Raw genomic sequence first — 20,328 nt, forward strand, 5'->3', positions numbered from 1 at the left:
CCCAGCCTCCATCCGCTGGCGATAAAACCGGACAACTCACGTGCTACCTAATCCGGACAACTCATGTGCTTACGACAAGCCCGATGCCGAGCCTTGGCTTTCCACGCTCTTGCCTCTATGTTTCGGTCGCAGATCGCGCAACTGGTTTTGAAATGCCTCCCGACATCCCAGCTAATGACTTGAATAAATAGGGAAACATCCGGCTGCGGCCAGATATGGATCCCGAAAACTCACAAGCCATTTTTACCAGGGACAGCGCGGCCGATCAGGGCTCGGGCACCTTCGAAACCAGAGGTTGGAAATTGGGCGATGCAATTGCGGACGTTCTGAGCTGGCTTGAGAGCCGAAACGACATCCAGAGCCTGAGGGCCGCGGTGTGCGACCTCAACGGCATCATGCGGGGAAAGCGCATCCCCGTCGAGCAGGCGCGCAAGGCACTGGAGGGCAAGCTGCGCATGCCCTATTCGCTGATCGGGCTGGACATCTGGGGCGAGGATATCGAAGGCAACGCGCTGGTGTTCTCGACCGGCGACGCAGACGGATTGTGCCAATGGACCGGCCGCGGCATCCTTCCGGTGAACTGGACGGCGCATCCGACCGCCCTCATCCCGCTCTGGCTCGCCGACGAAGGCGGCGCACCGTATCTCGGGGATCCCCGGCGGGCACTGGCCCGTATCCTCGACCGCTACAAGGCTTTGGGCCTGACGCCTGTGGCCGCCACCGAGCTCGAATTCTATCTTGTCGACCCGCAATCGCAGCGACCGGTCGGGCCTGTCTCGCCGGTCACCGGGCGGCGTCTGGATTCCGACGCGGCACTGTCAATCGACGAGATCGACGACTTCGAGGCCTTCATCCACGACATCTACGAAGCCTGCCGAGCACAAGGCATTCCCGTCGATACCGCCATTGCCGAGAACGGCGTCGGCCAGTTCGAGATCAATTTGAACCATGTCGCGGACGCGCTGCGGGCGGCCGACGACGCCGTCCTGTTCAAGCGCACGGTGAAGGGCATTGCCCGCAAGCACGGCTTTGCCGCCTGCTTCATGGCCAAGCCTTATGGCGACCGAGCCGGCAACGGCTTCCACGTCCATTTCAGCCTTGTCGACGCCAACGGGCGCAACGTCTTCGACGACGGCACCGACCAGGGCTCCGGCATTATGCGCCACGCTGTCGGCGGACTGCTGGCGGCGATGGCCGAGAGCACGCTGGTGTTCGCGCCGCATTTCAACTCCTACCGCAGGCTCCGGCCGAGATCCTACGCGCCGACCGCCGTCGCCTGGGGTTACGAGAACCGCATGGTCGCGATCCGCATTCCCGGCGGCCCGACCGGTGCGCGCCGGATCGAGCATCGCGTGTCGGGAGCGGACGCCAATCCCTATCTTGTGCTTGCCGCCATACTGGGCGCGGCACTGGTCGGCATCGAAAGGCAGATGTCACCGGGCGACCCAACCGGGAATGATGGGCAAGGCCTTGCCCCGGCCAAGTTGCCGCCGGACTGGGCATCCGCGATCGCGGCCTTTGAAAGCGGGACGCATGTGGCGGAGATCTTCCCGGCGATCCTGCGCCACTCTTTCATCGCCTGCAAACGCCAGGAACTGAATACGTTCGCGCTCAACGTCAGCGACTTCGAGATCGAGACCTATCTCGAAAGCGTCTGAGGCTGCGCTGACCGACAGCAGCGGCGTCGGTTCAGCACGACCTTCGAACGCAAGGGCTTGCGGTGCTGTCGCTGACCGGGCATAACATGATAGTTTCTATCATGTTATGCCCGGGATAAGCAGAATTGACCTTCGTCGCGCGCATGGAGAGCCGGATTCAGGGATTTGCCGTAATTGGCGACCTGAAATGGCACGTCTGGGACGGCGTGGTCGCCGACCTCTGGGACGTCTCATGCGGTGACAATGCCGAGGGTTATTACGTCTCTCCCGACCCCCGGCTGTTCGTCGCTCTCGATATCGACGGCGACGGTGCCTTCGTCGTCGAAGGCGCCCATGGCGAACCGCGCCGCCACAACCAGGCGTTTTCCATGGCCTATATACCGGCCGGGGTGCCGATCCGCGGCCGGGTCGAGGGACTCAAACGGATCAGGCATCTCGACCTTCATTTCGACGCGGCGATACTGACCCGCCGCTTCGGCCGCAGCCTCGATCGCGATGCCTTGCAGATCTCGCGCCTCCAGTTTCGCGATGATCGGATCGCTACGCTTGCCGGCCTTATCGCCGCTGAATGCGGCAGCGAGTGGAACCTGCATGATCTTTATGGCGAGGGTCTGCTCAACGCCTTGTTCGCATGCCTTTTCCGGATAGACCGGCCAAGTGCCGTCAGGCGCCGGTCGCCCCTGCCCCGCCGCAAACTGCGCCTCGTCACGGATTACATCGACGCCCACTGCCTGGACAGGATCCGCCTTGCTGATCTTGCCGCGCTGACCGGCCTGTCCGAAACCGCGATGAGCCATGCCTTCAAGGCAGCAACGGGCGTGCCGCCGCATCGCTGGCAGATGCAGGCGCGGATCGACAGGGCAAAGGCGATGATGGCGCATGAGGCTGCCTCGCTTGGCGACATCGCCCAGGCCACCGGCTTCTTCGACCAGGCGCACCTTACCCGCGTGTTCAAGTCCGTGGTCGGATTGACCCCGGGTGCGTGGATGAAGAGCGCCGGCCGCCGGTGACATTTCCGCAACACGGCACCGCGATATCAGTGGTTTGGACAAGAATGGACAAGCCGCCCAAATCAGTCCAATGACCCGCTGATAAGTTGAGGTAAATCATCAAGTATCTCAACGACGACAGGCGGGGACTTTCCTGATGAGCAGAATTTACCGGATCAAGGCGCTTCTGGCGGCCGGCGTCGCCGCTGCCGCGATGATCCCGCCAGTGCCGGCGTTCGCGCAGACGGCGCAATCCAGCACCCAGCTTGAACCGGTCGTTGTCGAGGGCGAGGCCGGAGACAGCGCGACCGGGCCGGTCGACGGCGTCGTCGCCAAGACGACCAGAACCGGTTCCAAGACGGCGATCGACATCAAGGAGGTCCCGCAATCCGTCTCGGTGGTCGGACGGCAGGAGATCGACGATCAGGGTGCACAGAAGGCTGACGAGGCGCTGCGCTACACCGCCGGCGTCTTTGCCCAACCCTTCGGTCCCGACAGCGACACCAACTGGATGTACATTCGTGGCTTCGATGCAACGGCCACCGGGACCTACATGGATGGCCTCCAGCTGTTCAGTTATGGTTTCGGCGGTTTCTATGTCGACAGCTTCGGCCTTGAGCGCATCGAAGTGCTGAAGGGGCCGGCCTCGGTCCTTTATGGCGGCAGCAATCCGGGCGGCCTGGTCAACTATGTCAGCAAGCGCCCGGACTTCGAACGCACGCGCTATGTCGAAACCGGCATCAACGATGCCGGCAATGTCTATCTCGGCTTCGACATCGGCGATGTCGCCAGCAACGGCACGGTCAGCTACCGGATGACGGGCAAGGTCGCCGGCGGCGATACCTACAGCGACCTGCAGAACGGTTGGCGCGGCTTCATCTCGCCGAGCATTAGCTGGAAGCCGGACGAAGCGACCACGCTAACCATACTGGCCAATTACAGCCACATCGACGAGAACCATAATGGCGGCAGCTTCCTGCCCTACGATGGCACCGTGGTCGATCACATTGTCGGCGGCGTGAACTATGGCCGCATCGATCCCGATGCGAACTTCACGGAGCCGAGCATCGATCTCTACAAGCGCGAACAGGGCTCCCTCGGCTACGAGTTCGAGCACACGTTCGACAATGACTGGACCGTTCGCTCCAGCGCCCGTTTCACCGCCGCCGATATCAACGAGGTCAGCGTCTATCCGAACGGCTGGTCAACGATCGGAGGGCCGACCGAGCTGGCGCGGATCAATTTCGATCATGACACCACGGCCAAGACGTTCCTCGCCGACAACCAGATCGAAGGCAAGGTGGCGACCGGAGCGATTGAACATACGATCCTCGCTGGCGTCGATTTCAAATATTACAACATCGACCAGGTACAGTCTTCCGGCCTCTACGATCCCAATTATGACAATCCGATCGACGCTTTCGATCCGGTGTACGGTTCGCCGCTGACGCCTCGCGTCAGCTATCTCAATCAGGACCTGACGCAGAAGCAGCTTGGCTTCTATGCACAGGATCAAATGCGCTTCGGCGATGGTTGGCTGGTGACACTGAACGGCCGCTACGACCGTGGCTGGCTCGAAGCCGACAACCGCCCGACCTATTACTCGGCGGGCTCCAGCACGCAGAGCAGCACGGTTGGCGACTTCTCCGGCCGCGCCGGCCTGGCCTATGAGTTTGCCAACGGCGTAACCCCCTATGCCAGCATCGCCACCTTCTTCAATCCGATCATCGGCACCGACGCGGTGGGCAATCTGTTCAAGCCGGAAGAGGGCACGCAGTACGAAGTCGGCGTGAAGTACGTGCCGACTTTCGTCGATGGCCTGTTCACCCTGTCGCTGTTCGACCTGACCCGCCAGAACGTGCCGTCGAATGTCACTCCCTTCACCCAGATGCAGACCGGCGAGGTGCGTTCACGCGGCGTCGAGCTCGAAGGCAAGGTGAACGTGACCGAGGATTTCCGGCTTACAGGTACATTCACAGCTTACGACATCGACATCACCAAGGACGCCAACCCGGCGCTCATCGGCAAGACGCCTTTCATCGTGCCGGAAGTGATGGCTTCCGCATCGGTCGATTACACCTTCCGTGGCGACTGGTATGACGGCATCTCGATTGGCGGCGGTTTGCGCTATATCGGCTCCTCATGGGCAGACAATGAGAATACGGCGAAGGTTCCGGCGGTGACGCTGGCCGACCTGAAGCTCGGCTACGAGAAGGAGAACTGGGGCGTCGACCTCAACATCACCAACCTTTTCGACAAGACGTATGTGTCGAGCTGCCAGACAACGCTCACCTGCTCCTACGGCGAAGGCCGCTCCTTCAAGCTGAAGGCGCACACGAGTTGGTAATCATGGACCGAACCCGCCGGCGATGATCCATCCGCCCAACAGACGGCAGGTGCTTGCGCTAACGGCCGCGGCCTTGCTGCCGCCGGTTGCCGGCAGGACTACGACGACAAATGTTGCCGCGATCGATTGGGGCATGCTGGAAACGCTTCTGGCGCTCGGCATCGAGCCGGCGGCGGCGGCCGAACTGATCCAGTTCCGCAGGATTGCGCTCGAGCTTGCAATTCCCCAATCCGTGACCGATCTCGGACTGCGCGGCACGCCCAACTACGAGCTGTTGCGCATCGTCGCGCCGGACCTGATCGTCATCTCCAATTTCTACGAGTACCAACGCCCGATTCTGGAGCGCATCGCGCCGGTGTTCGCGCAAACCGTCTACGAGGCCGGAGTGCCGCCCTACGCACTCGCCGAGGCAGCGACGCTGGCCCTGGGCGAAAAGCTCGGACGACCGGCCGAAGCGAAGCGTTACGTCGGCGACACCGCCGACGACATCGCGCGGCGTCGCGCCGCCATGCCAACCAGGTCCACACGGCCGGTCTTTGTCATCAGCCTCGGCGACTCCAGGCACTTCCGCGCCTTCGGCCGCGACTCCATGTTCGGTGACGTGCTCACACGGCTCGGCCTGGTCAATGCCTGGTCCGAAGAGACAAGTTACAGCGCGGCAGCACCCGTTGGCCTGGAGGCGCTGGCGCGGGTGCCCGAGGCCTCCATCCTGATCGTCTCGCCCTTGCCGGCGGATGTCGGGCGCTCGCTTCCCACCAATGCGTTGTGGAACGCGCTGCCGGCCGTGAGCAAAGGCCGCGTCGCGGTGCTCGAAGCGATCAACCATTTCGGCTGCCTGCCGTCGGCGCGCCGCTTCGCGCGGCTGGCGACGGCGGCGCTTGCGGGTCATGCTTCGTGACGGAGCGCGCCATGGCCCGGAGCGAGATGCCTCACCGCACCATCGGCGGCGCGCGGTCGCCCATCATCCTGTGGGGCCTGCTCGCGGGGCTGGCCACACTCTTGTTCGCATGGCGCGTCGGCATGCAGCAGCCGGCATCGGTGCCGGGCGATCTCCAGCATGTCATCCTGTTCTACAGCTCGCTGCCGCGCGCCGTCGTAGCGGTGCTGGCGGGCGCCGTGCTCGGCCTGTCCGGCCTGCTGTTGCAGCATGTGCTGCGCAATCCGCTGGCGGAACCATCGACGCTCGGCATTTCGGGCGGCGCGCAACTGGCGATGACGCTCGCCTCGCTTTACGCGCCGTTGCTGATGGAGCGATCGCAAGGGCTGGTGGCCTTTGCCGGCGGCACCGCCGCTGTGCTGCTGGTGCTGGCGTTGACCTGGCGGCGCGGGCTGGAGCCGGTGTCGGTCGTGCTCGCCGGAATGATGGTGGCGCTGACCGCGAGTTCCGTCAGCGCCGCGCTGATCCTCGCCAATGGCGACTACCTGTTCTCGCTGTTCATCTGGGGCGGCGGGTCGCTGGTGCAGCAGGATTGGCAACCGGCTATCGCCCTGACGATCAGGCTGGCGGCCGGCGCCGCCGCGGCGCTGATGCTGCTGCGGCCGCTGACCATCCTTGGCCTCGACGACGCCTCGGCGCGCGGCCTTGGCGTTGCCCGCCACACCAGCCGCTTTCTCATCATCGCTCTTGCGGTATGGATGGCAACGACGGTCGCGGCGCAGATCGGCGTCATTGGTTTCGTCGGCCTTGCCGCGCCGGCGCTCGCCATGCTTTCGGGCGCGCGCACCCTGCGGCAGAAGCTGATCGCCGCGCCGCTGATCGGCGCGGTACTGCTGTGGCTGACGGACGGGCTGGTCCAGCTGGCCGCCGGCTCCGGCGGCGAGCGTATTCCGACCGGCGCGGGAACCGCGCTTCTGGGCGGCCCACTGCTGCTGTGGCTGCTGCCGCGGTTGCGCATGTTCGAATGGCCGCATCTCGGTTCCAATGGCGCGGCACCGCGCAAGGCTCGCCGGCCATGGCTCATCATCTTCGTCCTGCTTGCGCTCACTTTTGCCGCCGCCGCCTTGGCTCTCGTCGTCGGGCGTGGACCGGCAGGGTGGTCGATCGCCGGCTGCGACCTGCTGGCCGATCTCGTCTCCTGGCGCGCGCCGCGTGTCGGCGTGGCCGCGGCCGCCGGCGCGATGCTCGCGGCGGCGGGCGTGGTCATCCAGCGCGTTACCGGCAACCCTCTGGCGAGCCCCGAAGTGCTTGGCGTCGGCACCGGCGCGGGCGCCGGCCTGACCGCCGTGCTGACGGTCAGCGCAACGGCCGGGCTTGGCTGGCAGCTCGCCGGCTCGGCCGCGGGCTCACTGGCGGCACTGGCCGCCATGCTGGCCATCGCCGCCAAGGCAAAGTTCGGCGCCGACCGATTGCTGCTTGCCGGCATTGCCATGAGCGCGCTGTGTAGCGCGCTGATCACCGCGACGATCGCGATGGGCAATGCACAGTCCTATATGCTGTTGCGCTGGCTGAGCGGCTCGACCGGCCAGGCGACTGCCCTGGACGCATCCGTTGCACTGGCCTGCCTGTTGCCACTGACGCTGCCGCTTTTTCTTGCCGCGCGCTGGCTGGACATCCTGCCGCTCGGGGCCGACAGTGCGCGCGGACTTGGCGTGCCCGTAGCCGGCGGGCGGCTGATGCTGGTCGTCGTCAGCGCGCTCCTGACCGCGCTGGCCGCTTTGATCGTCGGCCCGTTGAGCTTCGTCGGCCTGATCGCGCCACACCTTGCCCGGCTCCTCGGCTTTTGGCGCGCACGCATTCATCTTGCCGGGGCGATGCTTCTGGGCGCCTTGCTGATGACCATATCGGACTGGCTGTCGCGCATGGCGGCTTTCCCGTACGAACTGCCTGTCGGCCTGTTCGCCTCATTGCTTGGCGGGCCGTATCTCGTCTACCTGCTTGCCAGGGGCGTGCCGCGCCAGGGCTGACGCGGTCCGGGCATGTTAGGAAGACCGTTCGGCCTTCAGCACCGAGACCGCCGCCTCGCTGTTGTGGACGTAGTCATTGGCGTCCGGCTGCTTTTGCACCATGAGGATGAACAGAAGGTCGGTCAGCGTCAGCTGCGCATCGCGCGCGGTGATGGACGATGAGCGCGCACGCTCCTCGTCGGCGATGGTGTAGAGGCAGATATCGGCAACGCGGCCCAGCGGGTTGTCGTGCAGGCCGGTGACGGCGATCACCATGGCGCCGCGCTTGCGGGCGAGCTCGGCGATGCGCAGAGTTTCGATGCTGGCGCCCGAATGGGAGAGCGCGAACAGCACATCGTCAGGCCCGAGCGTCGAAGCATTGGCCATCTGGATATGGCTGTCGCTGTCATGCAGCACATTGCGGCCAAGCTTCATCAGCTTGTAGGAGAAATCACGCGCCACCAGCGAGGAGGCGCCGACGCCGGCCAGATGTATGCGGCGCGCACCATCCAGCAATTCCAGCGCCCTGGAGATGATCCGCTCGCTGTTGGCGGCGACGGTCCGCTCCATCGACAGAAGCTTGCTGCCGATCAGCTTCTTCAAGATGACCTGATAGCCGTCGCCGACTTCGATCGAACCGTGGATCATACCGGCCGGCACCTGCCATTCCCGCGCCTTGGCTTCGCTGACGGCGAGCTTGAGCTCCTGGTAGCTGGCATAGCCGAGCTTCTGGCTGAATTTGACGACGCTCGACTGGCTGCGCCCGATCTCAGCCGCAAGAGCAGCCGTCGACAGCCGCAGCATCTCCTCGGGATTTTCGACGATGTACTGGCCGATCTCACGATCGCCGGGCGCCATGCCGTCGAGCTTGGCATTGATCCTGTTCAGAACGGACATGATCCCCCTTGCGCTTTGGCGTCCAGCCGCACGGCCAAGGAATAATTTATTCCAATTTCGATTGACAGCCAAGAACGCGGAATTAATTCTCAAGCGGGCCGGATTGAGCTCGGGAACAGCTTTCGAGAGCGCCGCGCCCGGACGCGGCCCGGCGCACAAGGTTTCAGCCATGGACAGACTGCGCATCGTCGGCGGGCAAAGACTGCAAGGCGCGGTCACCATATCGGGCGCCAAGAACGCCGCTCTGCCGCAGATCGCGGCGGCGCTGCTAAGCCCCTACCCGCTCGAACTGACCAACCTGCCCGATGTGACCGACGTCGAGAACATGCTCGGCGTGGTGCGGCTGCACGGCGCCGAGGTGACGCGATCGGCCCATGCCGCGACGATCGACACCCGTGCCGCCGTTTCCAGGGAGACGTCCTACGACACCGTCAGAAAGATGCGCGCGACGGTGCTGGTGCTGGCGCCGCTGCTCGCCCGTTTCGGCCATGCGCGGGTTTCGCTGCCTGGCGGCTGCGCTATCGGCGCGCGGCCGGTCGACATGCATGTCGCCGCACTCGCGGCGCTGGGCGCCCGCATCGCCATCGAGAACGGGCTGATCGTCGCCTCGGCGCCGAACGGGCTCACCGGCACGCGCATCGTCCTGAGCTCGCCGTCGGTCGGGGCGACGGAAACCGCCATGATGGCGGCGACCACGGCCAAGGGCGAAACCGAAATCCTCAACGCGGCGCGCGAGCCCGAAGTGGCCGACCTCGCGGCTTGCCTCAACGCGATGGGCGCGCGTGTCGAAGGTGCCGGCACACATCGCATCCTGATCGCCGGCGACACGGACTGGCGCGCGGCCAGGCACGACATCATTCCGGACCGGATAGAGGCCGGCACCTATGCCATCGCCGCGGCGATCACCGGCGGGCAACTGGAACTGACGCATGCCCGGCTCGAGCACATGGCCTCGGTGGTGCAACTGCTGGAGGCGACCGGCGTCGGCGTCTGGCCGGGCGACCGCGGGCTCATCGTGTCGCGCGAGCGGCCGCTCAAGGCCGCCGACGTCACGACGGAACCCTATCCGGGCTTTCCGACCGATCTCCAGGCGCAGTTCATGGCGCTGATGTGCTGCGCGCAGGGCGCGTCGCTGCTGCGCGAAACCATTTTCGAGAACCGCTTCATGCATGTTCCCGAACTGATGCGGCTCGGCGCCAACATCAAGCTGCAAGGCACCACCGCGCTGGTGCGCGGCGGCGAGAAACTGCATGGCGCGCAAGTCATGGCCACCGATTTGCGCGCCTCGGTGTCGCTGGTGCTGGCGGCCTTGGTCGCCGAGGGCGAGACGACCATCAACCGGGTCTATCATCTCGACCGTGGCTATGAGCAACTGGACCGCAAGCTGCGTCTGTGCGGCGCCGACATCGAGCGGCTGAGCGCATGAACAACGGCCGCTCCGATTATTTTCTCGGCGTCGACGGCGGCGGAACCGGCTGTCGCGCCCGCGTCGAGGATGCCGAGGGAACCGTGCTGGGACAAGGCCTCTCCGGTCCGGCGTCGACGCGGCTCGGCATCGATACGGCCTGGGCGTCGGTTGCCAAGGCCTTTGGCGCGGCGATCGAGGAGGCAGGGTTCGGCGCGGCGGAAAGCGCCCGGATTCACGCCGGCATCGGCCTTGCCGGGATCGGCCGCAAGGGCGCGCTGGAGGCGCTGCGGGCGATCGCGCATCCCTTTGCCAGCATCGATTTCGTCAGCGATGGCGTCGCCGCCTGCCTCGGCGCGCATTCGGGCCAGGACGGCGCCATCGTCATCGCCGGCACCGGTTCGATCGGCCTCGGCTTCGTCGAGGGCCGCGACCTGCGCGCCGGAGGCTATGGCTTTCCGATCTCCGACGAAGGCAGCGGCGCCGATCTCGGGCTGAAGGCCGTGCAGCTGGCGTTGCGCGCCCATGACGGCCGGCATGAGCGCACGGCACTGCTGGCGGAAGTCATGCAGCGTTTCGAGAACGACCCGATGCAAGCCGTGGCCTGGATGGACCGCGCCAGCGCCACCGACTATGCGGCCCTGGCGCCGATGGTGATGCGCCACGCCGACCAGGGCGATCCGGCAGGACGGCGCATCGTGCAAAAGGCCGCCGAACAGATCGACACGCTGGTGCGGGTTCTGTTCGAAAAAGGCGCGCCGCGCGTGGCCCTGCTGGGCGGGCTCGCCAGTCCGCTCGAACCATGGCTCGCACCCGACGTTCGCCGGCGCCTGAAAGCCGCCGATGGCGACGCGGTTTCCGGGGCGATCATTCTTGCCCGCAGGTCACTCGGCAAGCATTAGCGCGGAAGGAATAATTTATTCCATCTTTCCGTTGACGGAACGAATATTGAATTCTAAGACGTTAACGAAACGGGGTAGCATAGCGAAATACGCGTGTGCCGGAACCAAAGAGGAACCACTTCCGAACAGGCTGAGCGGCCTGATTTTTGAAAGCACTGATTTGAAAGCACTGGACTGATTTGAAAGCACTGGGATGAGCGAGCAAGGTTTGATGTCCGAGCTGGACCGGCTGGTTTCCGAAGGCCGGAATCCGCGGACCATGGACATCGACCTGCTGCCGACGATCGATGTGCTGCGCAAGATCAACGACGAGGACCGGGTGGTTCCGGCAGCGGTCGAAAAGGTGCTGCCGGACATCGCGGCCGCGGTCGACCGCATCGTCCTCGCCTTCCAGAAAGGCGCTCGGCTTGTCTATATGGGCGCCGGCACCAGCGGCCGGCTGGGCGTGCTCGACGCCTCGGAATGTCCGCCCACTTTCGGCGTGCCGGAAGGCATGGTCGTTGGCCTGATCGCCGGCGGGCCCGACGCGCTGGTGCGCTCGACCGAAGGGGCCGAGGATGATCCCAAGATGGGCGCCAGGGCCTTGCAGGACGTCAAGCTCACCCCGGACGACGTGGTGGTCGGCATCGCGGTCAGCGGGCGCACGCCCTATGTGATCGGCGGGTTGAATTATGCCAAGCAGGTGGGGGCAACGACGGTCGCCCTGTCCTGCAATCCGGCATCGACCATAGCAGGCATTGCCGACATCGCCATCTCGCCAGTCGTCGGTCCCGAGGTGCTGACCGGCTCGACGCGGCTGAAATCCGGAACGGCGCAGAAGCTGGTGCTCAACATGCTGAGCACGGCCTCGATGATCCGCATCGGCAAGAGCTACCAGAACCTGATGGTGGACCTTAATCCGTCCAACAGGAAACTGGTCGCCAGGGCAACCAGGATCGTGATGCAGACCACAGGCTGCACGGCGGCGCAGGCGCGCCAGGCGCTCGGCCGGACCGGCAACGACGTGAAGCTGGCGATCCTGCTGACCATCACCGGGCTTGAGGTCGAGGAGGCGCGCGCAGCCCTCGCCAAGGCAAGGGGTTTCCTGCGAAAGGCAATCAGCGACGAGACGCATGAAGGCGCTTGAGACCAGACGGCGTGAAGCTGCTTTACACAAGTCGGCGCGAAGCCGCATAGACTGGGCCGATGCTCCAAAGCGCGTGTGCCTTGGAAGCGGTCCGCAGAAACTGCAAGGGCATCGGGTTCAAGCAAAGATGGGAGACGAGAATGGTTCACCTCACAAGAAAGCTGCTGTCGGGCATCACGCTGGCAGCCATGCTCGGCATCGCCACGGTCTCGACGCAGGCGGCGACGCTGCACATGGCCTGGTCGCAGGACGCAACGGGACTTGATCCGCACAAGCAGACGGCCTTTTCCTCGCTGCGGCTCCTGGAGCTGATCTATGAGCCGCTGGTGCGGGTCGATGCCAGCCTGCAGATCGTCCCGGCCATCGCCACCTCCTGGGAATTCTCCAAGGACGGCAAGGAGCTGACCTTCAAGCTCGATCCCAAGGCGAAATTCCAGGACGGCGCTGCCGTGACTCCGGCCGACGTCAAGGCGTCTTTCGAGCGCATCCTGGACGAGAAGACAGGCGCCGCCGCCCGCGCCAACTTCCTGTCGATCGCCAGCATCGACACGCCGGACGTTGGAACCGTCGTGTTCCATTTATCGCAGCCCGACGCGCCGATCCTGACGGCGATGAGCGACATCAACGCGGCCATCGTGCCGGCGGCCGAGGTCAAGGCCGGCTCGATCGGCACCAAAACGGTCGGCTCCGGCCCGTTCAAGCTCGATAAATGGGACCCCAACGCCAAGGAAGTCTTGAGCGCCAACAAGGAATGGGCCGGCGGCGCGACCGGCGTCGACGGTATCGAAATCAGCGTGCTGCCCGATGAAGCGGCGATCCTCGCCGCCATGCGCACCAAGCAGGTCGATTTCGCGCTGCTCAACGATCCGCTCGTCGCCACGCTGGTGCCGAACGAGGCTAGCCTGCAACTGAACCGCGCGCCGGTGCTGGCCTATAACGTGCTGCAGCTCAATCCGTCACGCAAGCCGATGACCGAACTCAAGGTGCGCCAGGCGATCTCCTGCGCCATCGACCGGCAGGAGGTTCTGGACACCGCCGCGCTCGGCGAAGGCAAGGTCACCGGACCGCTGACCATCCCAGCACTTGCGACCGATCCCAGCCAGCTCTTCTGCTACAAGCGTGATGTCGAGAAGGCCAAGAAGTTGATGGCGGAGGCAGGCTTTGCCGACGGCTTTTCGGCGACCGTGATCGGCGCCACCGGCGAGCCGCCGACGGCGGCGGCAGAAGCCCAGGTCATCCAATCGCAGCTCGCCGAGATCGGCGTCAAGCTCGACATCAAGATGATGGAGCTCAACGTCTATGTCGACGCCTGGCTGAAGGGCGATTTCGACATGGCGATCGCGCTCAATGGCGGCCGCGCCGACCCCTACACCATGTACAACCGCTACTGGACCAAATCAGGCAATCTGCAGAAGGTGGCCAACTACATCGACGATACGCTGGACAGCCTGATGCAGAAAGGCCGCGCCGAGACCGATCCGGCCAAGCGCAAGGCGATCTTCACCGAGTTCGAGAAGCACCTCGCCGAAGTCTCGCCCTGGATCTGGCTCTACACGTCCTACAGCTATACCGCCCAGCAGAAGAACGTCGCCGGGTTCGTGCCGACGCCGACGGGCACGCTGTTCAGCCTCAGCAAGGTTACCATCCAGCAGTAGCCGTGGGCGGCCCTGGAGACGGATGATTTCAGGTTGAATCGACCTGAAATTTGAATCCGCCTCTAGATCAAAGGGATAGAGCATGATGTCGTCCGAAAACCGTTTCACACTTTTCGGCATCATGCTCTAGACGAGAGGTCTTCTTCGCGTGAATTATCTGATGCGACGACTTGCGGCGTTTCCTCTCGTCCTGCTTGGCGTGTCGATCCTGGTCTTCGTGGCGATCCGGATGGTGCCGGGCGATTCGATCACCGCGATGCTGGGCACCGAAGCCGGCCTGCTGACGCCGGCACAGCGCGATGCGCTCGCCGCCTATTTCGGCATCGACCAGCCCTGGTTCGTCCAGTACTGGCGCTGGATCGGCGGCATCCTGCACGGCAATTTCGGCATCTCCGTCACCTATGGTAGGCCGGTATTGGACGTCATCCTCGAGCGCTTCCCGCTGACGCTGGAACTGGCCGTGCTGTCGATGATCATCGCACTCGCAGCCGGCATGCCGGCGGGCATCTACGCCGCCACGCATAGTGAGAAACTGTCCGACCTCGGTGTGCGCGTCGTCGCTATGATCGGCCAGTCGACGCCGAGCTTCGTGCTCGGCCTTTTGATCATCTACGCGCTGTCGGCCGGCTTCGGCGTGCTGCCGGCCATGGGCGAATTCACGCCGCTCTGGCAGGATCCCTTGCGTAATCTCAGCCAGCTGATCCTGCCTGCCATCACGCTCGGCTTCGCCTTCGCCGCCTCGGTCACCCGCATCTCGCGCTCGGCCATGCTCGACGTGTTGAGCGACGACTATGTGCGCACCGCCCGCAGCAAGGGCGCCTCGGCGCGCAGCGTCATCTGGCGACATGCGCTCCCCAACGCGCTGATCCCCGTGGTGACGCTGAGCGGCATCGAGTTCGGCTATCTCCTCGGCGGCGCGGTCATCGTCGAGCAGATCTATGCCCTGCCCGGCCTCGGCCGCATGGTGCTCGACGCCATCCTCCAGCGCGACTACGCGCTGGTGCAGGGCAGCGTGCTGTTCATCGCCTTCAACTTCATGATCGTCAATCTCCTGGTCGACCTCGCCTATGTCGCGCTCGATCCGCGCATCCGGCTGGGCGAGCAGTGATGCGCATGCTGCGCGCCATCTTCAGGCACAGCAGCGGCCGTATCGGCGGCGTGATCGTCGGCGTCTATCTCCTGGTCGCCATCCTCGGCCTGTTGGGACTGACCCCGCACAATCCGATCACGCAATACCGGGTCGACCGGCTGCATGCGCCCAGTGCCGCCTACTCGATGGGCACCGACCTGTTCGGCCGCGACGTGGCGAGCCGGCTGATGGCGGGCGTCGGCCAGTCCTTCACAGTGGCCTTCTTTTCGGTCGCCTTCGCCGCGCTTGCCGGCACCGTGCTTGGGCTCGCCGCCGCTTGGCTCGGGCGTCGCTGGGACGGCGTGCTGATGCGGATCATGGATGTGCTGCTGGCTTTTCCTGCCATTCTTCTGGCGCTGCTGATCGTCACCGTTGCCGGACCGGGCACATGGACCAGCGTGGTCGCCATCGGCATCGTCTATATGCCGATTTTCACACGCGTGGTGCGCGGCCCTGCTTTGTCGCTCAAGGCGCGCGAATTCGTCGACGCCGCGCGCACCTTCGGCAGCAGCTCGAGCTACATCATCACGCGGCACCTGCTGCTCAATCTGATCGCGCCCTTAACCGTCCAGGTGACGCTGGCGCTCGCCTGGGCATTGCTGACCGAGGCCGGCCTGAGCTTCCTCGGTCTCGGCACGCAGCCGCCGGCCGCCTCGCTCGGACTGATGCTGAGCGACAGCCGCAATCTGATGGAAACCGCCCCATGGCTGATGATCTTCCCGGGCCTGGCGATCATGATCAGTATTCTGGGCTTCAACCTCTTGGGCGACGCCTTGCGCGACATCCTCGATCCGAAGATGCGGAGAGCGCTCGCATGATCCCGCTTCTGTCGGTCCGCAACCTGGGCGTCGGCTTCGGCCGCGACCCGAGAGCCAATGAGGTGGTGCGCGGCGTCAGCTTCGATCTCGCCGACGGCGAAACGCTGGCCATTGTCGGCGAAAGCGGCTCGGGCAAGTCCGTCACCGCACTGTCGATCAACCGTCTCATCGATTTCGGCGGCGGCCGCATCACCGGCGGCGCCATGACGCTGAAACGGGCCGACGGCAGTCTCTTCGACCTGACGACCGCGACCGAGCCGCAACTGACCGGGATTCGCGGCGCAGAGATCGGCATGATCTTCCAGGAGCCCATGACCTCGCTCAATCCTGTGCTGACGATCGGCACCCAGATCGAGGAATCGTTCCGGCTGCATCGCGGCCTGACCGGCCGGCAGGCCACGGCGGCGGCCAAGGACGCGCTCGACCGGGTGCGCATCCCCGATGCGGCAAGGCGGCTAAAATACACGCCCAACCAGCTGTCGGGCGGCATGCTGCAAAGGGTAATGATCGCCATTGCGCTCGCCTGCAATCCGCGTCTGCTGATCGCCGACGAACCGACCACGGCGCTCGATGTGACGGTACAGGCGCAGATCATGGCGCTGCTTGCGGAGCTCAAGCAGGAAAGCGGCATGTCGATGATCTTCATCACCCACGACATCGGCCTTGTCGCCGGGATCGCCGACACTGTGATGGTGATGCAGAACGGGCAGGCCGTGGAACAGGGCGAACTGAACCAGGTCCTCGACAGGCCGCAGCACGCCTACACGCAGCATCTGTTGCAGGATGTGCCGCATTTCGCCCACGGCCGCGCGACACGCACGGACGGGCAGCGCGACAAGAACGCAAGGACGGACCCGGCCCTTGAGGTCAACGGCCTCGTGGTGCGGTTTCCGCTCAAGAGCAGTTTCTTCAGCCATGCCAGCGGCGCGGTGCACGCCGTGGACGGTGTCGACTTCGACCTGATGCCGGGAGAGACATTGGCCATTGTCGGCGAGAGCGGTTCGGGCAAATCGACCACCGCGAAAGCAGTCCTTGGGCTGGTGCGCTCGACGCGCGGCAGCTTCTCGGTCGGCGCCCCAACGGCCACGGCAAAGCACAGCGCCAAGCCCGTGCAGATGGTTTTCCAGAATCCCTACGCTTCGCTCAACCCGCGGCTGAGCATCGAGAGCATCCTGGCGGAGCCGGTGATCGCCAATGGCGGCCGGGCGGATGCCGAAACGCGAGCCAGGATGGCGAGCCTGCTGGAGCGCGTCGGCCTGCCGCAGAACAGTTTGCAGCGCTATCCGCACGAATTCTCCGGAGGCCAGCGGCAAAGGCTGTGCATTGCCCGCGCGCTGATGCTCAACCCGTCGGTCGTCGTTCTGGATGAAGCGGTTTCCGCCCTCGATGTTTCGGTTCAGGCCAAGGTGCTGGAGCTGCTGGTCGACCTGCAGCGCGAGTTCGGGCTGGCCTATCTGTTCATCTCACACGATATGGCTGTCGTCGAGCGGATCGCTCATCGCATCGCCGTCATCTATGCCGGCCAGATCGTCGAGATCGGAGACGCGGCCTCGGTGCTGTCGGCGCCGAAACATTCCTACACGAAGAAGCTCATATCAGCGGTTCCGGCCATCGACCGGCGGCATGAGCGTTTCGAGGTCGACACACGCCAGGTGCCTTCCCTGGTGCGCCCGCAAGGGTTTGAGCCGGCGCCGGCGAGATGGGAGCGGTTTGGCGGGGATCATGTGGCGAGGGTGGAGGCGTGATGGCCCTCGGATATCTCAGGTTGGCGGGACAGCACCCCCCTCTGCCCTGCCGGGCATCTCCCCCGCAAGGGGGGAGATCGGATGTCGCCTCGGCCTTCGCCAATCTCCAATGGTGGAAGGCTGGCGGGACATCAACTCTGCCAATCTCTCCCCTTGCGGGGGAGATGCCCGGCAGGGCAGAGGGGGGTGTGACGGAACTCGGCCTTTCAGGAGGCCCGCATTGACCAACCTCGCCCAGATCTTCGACCGCGCGTTCCAACCACTCGCAGCGGCAGTTGCCGCCAAGCGCATCCCCGGTGGCGTGCTCGGCATCGTTGACAGGAATGGCGACCGCATCACCAGGGCGATCGGCTCAGCCCAACTCGTGCCTAAGCAGCGACCGATGCGTGAGGAGAGCTGGTTCGACCTGGCATCCCTGACCAAGGTGATCTTCACCACGCCGCGCATTCTGACGCTGGCTCAGGACGGTGCCATCGATCTCGACGCACCACTCGTCTCGGTGCTGCCGGACCTTCGCCAATATGACGCGAGTGCCTGGGAGCGGAAGGTGACGTTTCGCCAGTGCCTCGGGCACCAGACGCCCTTCCCGGCCGTCGAACCGATCTACACTTACGGGCGCGACCCCGACTTGCTGCGCGCCTTCATCCTGCAACGGGAATGGCGGGCCCGCGATCCGGTCTATTCCGACATCAATTTCATCCTGCTCGGCTTTGCGCTCGAACGGCTGTCGGGAAAAAGCATCCGCGACATGGAGCCCGGCCCGGGCTTTGCGTGGTCTGCCGAGCCAGATCTCGCCGCGGCAACAGAAGACTGCACCTGGCGCCATCGCGTTCTGTCCGGCGAGGTTCACGACGACAATTGCGCGGCGTTGCAAGGCGCCGGCCATGCCGGCCTGTTCGGCACGGCCGCCTCGGTGCTCGATTTCGCCCAAGGGCTGCTGACCGGCGCATCCGAACGGTCGATCGCGCCGATGCGCACGCCCTTGTCCGCCACCCGCACCCATGGCTGGGAGCGTCCCTATGACGGCTGGTCCGGCGGCGCTTTGTGCGGCCCCGGAACGATAGGCCATACCGGCTTTACCGGCACGGGGCTGTGGATCGACTTCGACAGAGGCAAGGCCTGGACCTTGCTTACCAACCGGATCCATCCGACACGTCACTTCGACAGCGGAATCGTCGCGCTTCGCCAAGCGGTCGGCGATCTCATCAATGGAGTTCGATAATGGAATCCATCTGGGCCGTCGGCCTGATGACCGGCACCGTGCTGGACGGCAACATCGATGTCGCCCTGATCAAGACAGATGGCGAGCGCATCGACGATTTCGGCACCTACCGGCTGATGCCCTACCCCCCGTCGATCCGCTCGCTGCTGGAAGAGACGCTTAAGCAGGCGCGGGGCTGGAATTTTGCCGGACCGGAGCCGGCGATCTTCCGCGAGGCCGAGGAGGCGCTGACGCGCGCGCAATCGGCGGCGGTCAAGGAGCTCGTAGAAGATTATGGGATGACGATGGCGGATATCGGCGTCGTCGGCTTCCACGGCCAGACCGTACTGCATCGCGCGCCGCAAATCGGCCGGCTCGGCCAGACCCGGCAGCTTGGTGATGGCGAATTGATGCATGCGATCCTCGGCACCAAGGTTGCCTATGATTTCCGCTCTGCCGACATGCGCGCCGGAGGACAGGGCGCACCGTTGGCGGCCGCCTATCACACCGCGCTGATGCGCAGCGCCGGCGCCAGCGGCGAGGTGGCCGTGCTGAACCTCGGCGGCGTCGCCAACATCACCTGGTGGGACGGCGGCGACAATGTCGTTGCCTTCGACACCGGCCCCGCCAACGCGCCGCTCAACGATTTCATCAAGTCGAAGGGGCTCGGCGAAATGGACCGCGACGGCGCGCTTGGCCGGGCGGGAACGGTCGACGAAGCCCGGCTCGCCAAGCTGCTGCAACACCCCTATTTGACCAAACCCTATCCGAAATCGCTGGACCGTTTCGACTTCGGCGCCACCATGGCGGATGGCCTGAGCGCCGAGGACGGCGCCGCGCTTTTGACCGCCTTCACCGCCGCCGCGGTCGGCAAGGCACTCGATCTTCTGCCGAGCCGGCCGAAAAGACTGGTGGTCAGCGGCGGCGGCCGCCACAACCCGACGATGATGGCAATGATCGCCAGCCGCGCCGGTGTGGAGGTGGTGCAGGCCGAAAGCCTCGGCTGGAGCGGCGACGCGGTGGAGGCGGAGTGTTTTGCCTTTTTGGCGGTGCGCGTACTGCGCGGCCTGCCGATCAGTTTTCCCAGCACGACGGGCGCGCCGCAGCCGATGCGCGGCGGACGGCTGGCCGGTTGATCAGCCCGCCGACAGTTTTTTCTGCAGGAAGACGCGGCTGCGGCCGACGGGGAAATCGGCGAGTGTTCCGAAGGGCTGATAGCCCTGGCGCTGATAGACCCTGGCGGCGTTCGGGTTGAAGGTGTCGATCCAGGCGTTCTGGCAGCCACGCGCCATCGCCTCCTTCTCAGCCGCGTCCAGCATCGTGCCGGCCATGCGCCGGCCGCGCAGCCTTTCGTCGACCCACAGCCATTGCACGCAGAGCCAGCCCCAGGCGGTGTAGCCCGAAGTGCCCGCGACAATCGCGCCGGCTTCATCACGCACGAACACCGCAAGGGCCTTCCTTTCGGAAGCGCCGACATCGCCGTCGTTGAACGCCATCAAACGTTCGCCGAGAAAGGCGAGTTCTTCGGGCAACGGGGTTGCCGTCGTTTCAAGTGTCGTGATCATGGCTCATC

The 20,328-nt window shown here is 64.9% G+C and carries 16 protein-coding genes; 14 read left to right on the forward strand and 2 right to left on the reverse strand.

Features of this window, described 5'->3' with window-relative positions; translation table 11 throughout:
• Positions 1–302: 302 nt before the first annotated feature.
• From FJ426_RS23540 to fhuB, 5 genes are all read left to right on the forward strand, one after another.
• Complete coding sequence (locus FJ426_RS23540) at positions 303–1,658, forward strand: glutamine synthetase family protein (protein ID WP_140514618.1); 1,356 nt, start codon at positions 303–305, stop codon at positions 1,656–1,658.
• A gap of 125 nt (positions 1,659–1,783) precedes the next feature.
• On the forward strand, positions 1,784–2,668 hold the full coding sequence (locus FJ426_RS23545; RefSeq protein ID WP_181172810.1) for an AraC family transcriptional regulator: 885 nt from the start codon (positions 1,784–1,786) through the stop codon (positions 2,666–2,668).
• 136 nt (positions 2,669–2,804) lie between these two features.
• On the forward strand, positions 2,805–4,994 hold the full coding sequence (locus tag FJ426_RS23550; RefSeq protein ID WP_140562074.1) for a TonB-dependent siderophore receptor: 2,190 nt from the start codon (positions 2,805–2,807) through the stop codon (positions 4,992–4,994).
• A gap of 49 nt (positions 4,995–5,043) precedes the next feature.
• The gene (locus tag FJ426_RS23555; RefSeq protein ID WP_246675586.1) at positions 5,044–5,892 is read left to right on the forward strand and encodes an iron-siderophore ABC transporter substrate-binding protein; all 849 of its coding nucleotides are present in this window, start codon (positions 5,044–5,046) and stop codon (positions 5,890–5,892) included.
• 11 nt (positions 5,893–5,903) lie between these two features.
• Positions 5,904–7,898: a Fe(3+)-hydroxamate ABC transporter permease FhuB gene (fhuB, locus tag FJ426_RS23560; RefSeq protein WP_246675587.1), complete on the forward strand. Its 1,995-nt coding sequence runs from the start codon at positions 5,904–5,906 to the stop codon at positions 7,896–7,898.
• 15 nt (positions 7,899–7,913) lie between these two features.
• On the opposite strand, the gene FJ426_RS23565 is transcribed toward fhuB, so the two are convergent.
• The gene (locus FJ426_RS23565) at positions 7,914–8,774 is read right to left on the reverse strand and encodes a MurR/RpiR family transcriptional regulator (RefSeq protein WP_140562071.1); all 861 of its coding nucleotides are present in this window, start codon (positions 8,772–8,774) and stop codon (positions 7,914–7,916) included.
• 169 nt (positions 8,775–8,943) lie between these two features.
• Here FJ426_RS23565 and murA point away from each other — a divergent pair, with 169 nt between their 5' ends.
• The 9 genes from murA to FJ426_RS23615 all read left to right on the forward strand — a co-directional run bounded on the left by murA (position 8,944) and on the right by FJ426_RS23615 (position 19,891).
• A complete protein-coding gene (gene murA, locus FJ426_RS23570) occupies positions 8,944–10,200 on the forward strand; it encodes a UDP-N-acetylglucosamine 1-carboxyvinyltransferase (protein ID WP_140497743.1) in 1,257 nt (418 codons plus the stop codon).
• Complete coding sequence (locus FJ426_RS23575; protein WP_140562070.1) at positions 10,197–11,081, forward strand: N-acetylglucosamine kinase; 885 nt, start codon at positions 10,197–10,199, stop codon at positions 11,079–11,081. The genes murA and FJ426_RS23575 overlap by 4 nt, the downstream gene beginning before the upstream one ends.
• A 193-nt stretch (positions 11,082–11,274) precedes the next feature.
• Entirely contained in the window at positions 11,275–12,207 is a 933-nt protein-coding gene (murQ, locus tag FJ426_RS23580; RefSeq protein WP_140825532.1) for an N-acetylmuramic acid 6-phosphate etherase, read from the forward strand.
• A 140-nt stretch (positions 12,208–12,347) separates the two neighbouring features.
• On the forward strand, positions 12,348–13,862 hold the full coding sequence (locus tag FJ426_RS23585) for an ABC transporter substrate-binding protein (RefSeq protein ID WP_140825533.1): 1,515 nt from the start codon (positions 12,348–12,350) through the stop codon (positions 13,860–13,862).
• Between the two features lie 148 nt (positions 13,863–14,010).
• Positions 14,011–14,970 (forward strand): ABC transporter permease, encoded by a 960-nt coding sequence (locus FJ426_RS23590; RefSeq protein WP_140497735.1) that lies wholly within the window; start codon positions 14,011–14,013, stop codon positions 14,968–14,970.
• Positions 14,970–15,809 (forward strand): ABC transporter permease, encoded by an 840-nt coding sequence (locus tag FJ426_RS23595; protein WP_140629079.1) that lies wholly within the window; start codon positions 14,970–14,972, stop codon positions 15,807–15,809. Before FJ426_RS23590 ends, FJ426_RS23595 begins: the two co-directional genes overlap by 1 nt.
• Entirely contained in the window at positions 15,806–17,554 is a 1,749-nt protein-coding gene (locus FJ426_RS23600) for an ABC transporter ATP-binding protein (protein WP_140825534.1), read from the forward strand. The genes FJ426_RS23595 and FJ426_RS23600 overlap by 4 nt, the downstream gene beginning before the upstream one ends.
• A 220-nt stretch (positions 17,555–17,774) precedes the next feature.
• On the forward strand, positions 17,775–18,776 hold the full coding sequence (locus FJ426_RS23610) for a serine hydrolase (RefSeq protein WP_140623658.1): 1,002 nt from the start codon (positions 17,775–17,777) through the stop codon (positions 18,774–18,776).
• On the forward strand, positions 18,776–19,891 hold the full coding sequence (locus FJ426_RS23615) for an anhydro-N-acetylmuramic acid kinase (protein ID WP_140649018.1): 1,116 nt from the start codon (positions 18,776–18,778) through the stop codon (positions 19,889–19,891). The genes FJ426_RS23610 and FJ426_RS23615 overlap by 1 nt, the downstream gene beginning before the upstream one ends.
• Here FJ426_RS23615 and FJ426_RS23620 read toward each other — a convergent pair whose 3' ends face one another.
• The gene (locus tag FJ426_RS23620) at positions 19,892–20,320 is read right to left on the reverse strand and encodes a GNAT family N-acetyltransferase (RefSeq protein ID WP_140825535.1); all 429 of its coding nucleotides are present in this window, start codon (positions 20,318–20,320) and stop codon (positions 19,892–19,894) included. It lies immediately after the preceding gene.
• Positions 20,321–20,328 lie beyond the last annotated feature (8 nt).

It is taken from the genome of Mesorhizobium sp. B2-6-4 (assembly GCF_006441495.1).
Classification (GTDB): domain Bacteria; phylum Pseudomonadota; class Alphaproteobacteria; order Rhizobiales; family Rhizobiaceae; genus Mesorhizobium.

Bases quoted from the DNA above. Each gene is read 5' to 3' on its own strand.
- FJ426_RS23550 (WP_140562074.1), top strand. From the start codon at position 2,805: ATGAGCAGAATTTACCGGATCAAGGCGCTTCTGGCGGCCGGCGTCGCC.
- fhuB (WP_246675587.1), top strand. From the start codon at position 5,904: ATGGCCCGGAGCGAGATGCCTCACCGCACCATCGGCGGCGCGCGGTCG.
- FJ426_RS23565 (WP_140562071.1), bottom strand. From the start codon at position 8,774: ATGTCCGTTCTGAACAGGATCAATGCCAAGCTCGACGGCATGGCGCCC.
- murA (WP_140497743.1), top strand. From the start codon at position 8,944: ATGGACAGACTGCGCATCGTCGGCGGGCAAAGACTGCAAGGCGCGGTC.
- FJ426_RS23575 (WP_140562070.1), top strand. From the start codon at position 10,197: ATGAACAACGGCCGCTCCGATTATTTTCTCGGCGTCGACGGCGGCGGA.
- murQ (WP_140825532.1), top strand. From the start codon at position 11,275: ATGAGCGAGCAAGGTTTGATGTCCGAGCTGGACCGGCTGGTTTCCGAA.
- FJ426_RS23585 (WP_140825533.1), top strand. From the start codon at position 12,348: ATGGTTCACCTCACAAGAAAGCTGCTGTCGGGCATCACGCTGGCAGCC.
- FJ426_RS23595 (WP_140629079.1), top strand. From the start codon at position 14,970: ATGCGCATGCTGCGCGCCATCTTCAGGCACAGCAGCGGCCGTATCGGC.
- FJ426_RS23600 (WP_140825534.1), top strand. From the start codon at position 15,806: ATGATCCCGCTTCTGTCGGTCCGCAACCTGGGCGTCGGCTTCGGCCGC.
- FJ426_RS23615 (WP_140649018.1), top strand. From the start codon at position 18,776: ATGGAATCCATCTGGGCCGTCGGCCTGATGACCGGCACCGTGCTGGAC.
- FJ426_RS23620 (WP_140825535.1), bottom strand. From the start codon at position 20,320: ATGATCACGACACTTGAAACGACGGCAACCCCGTTGCCCGAAGAACTC.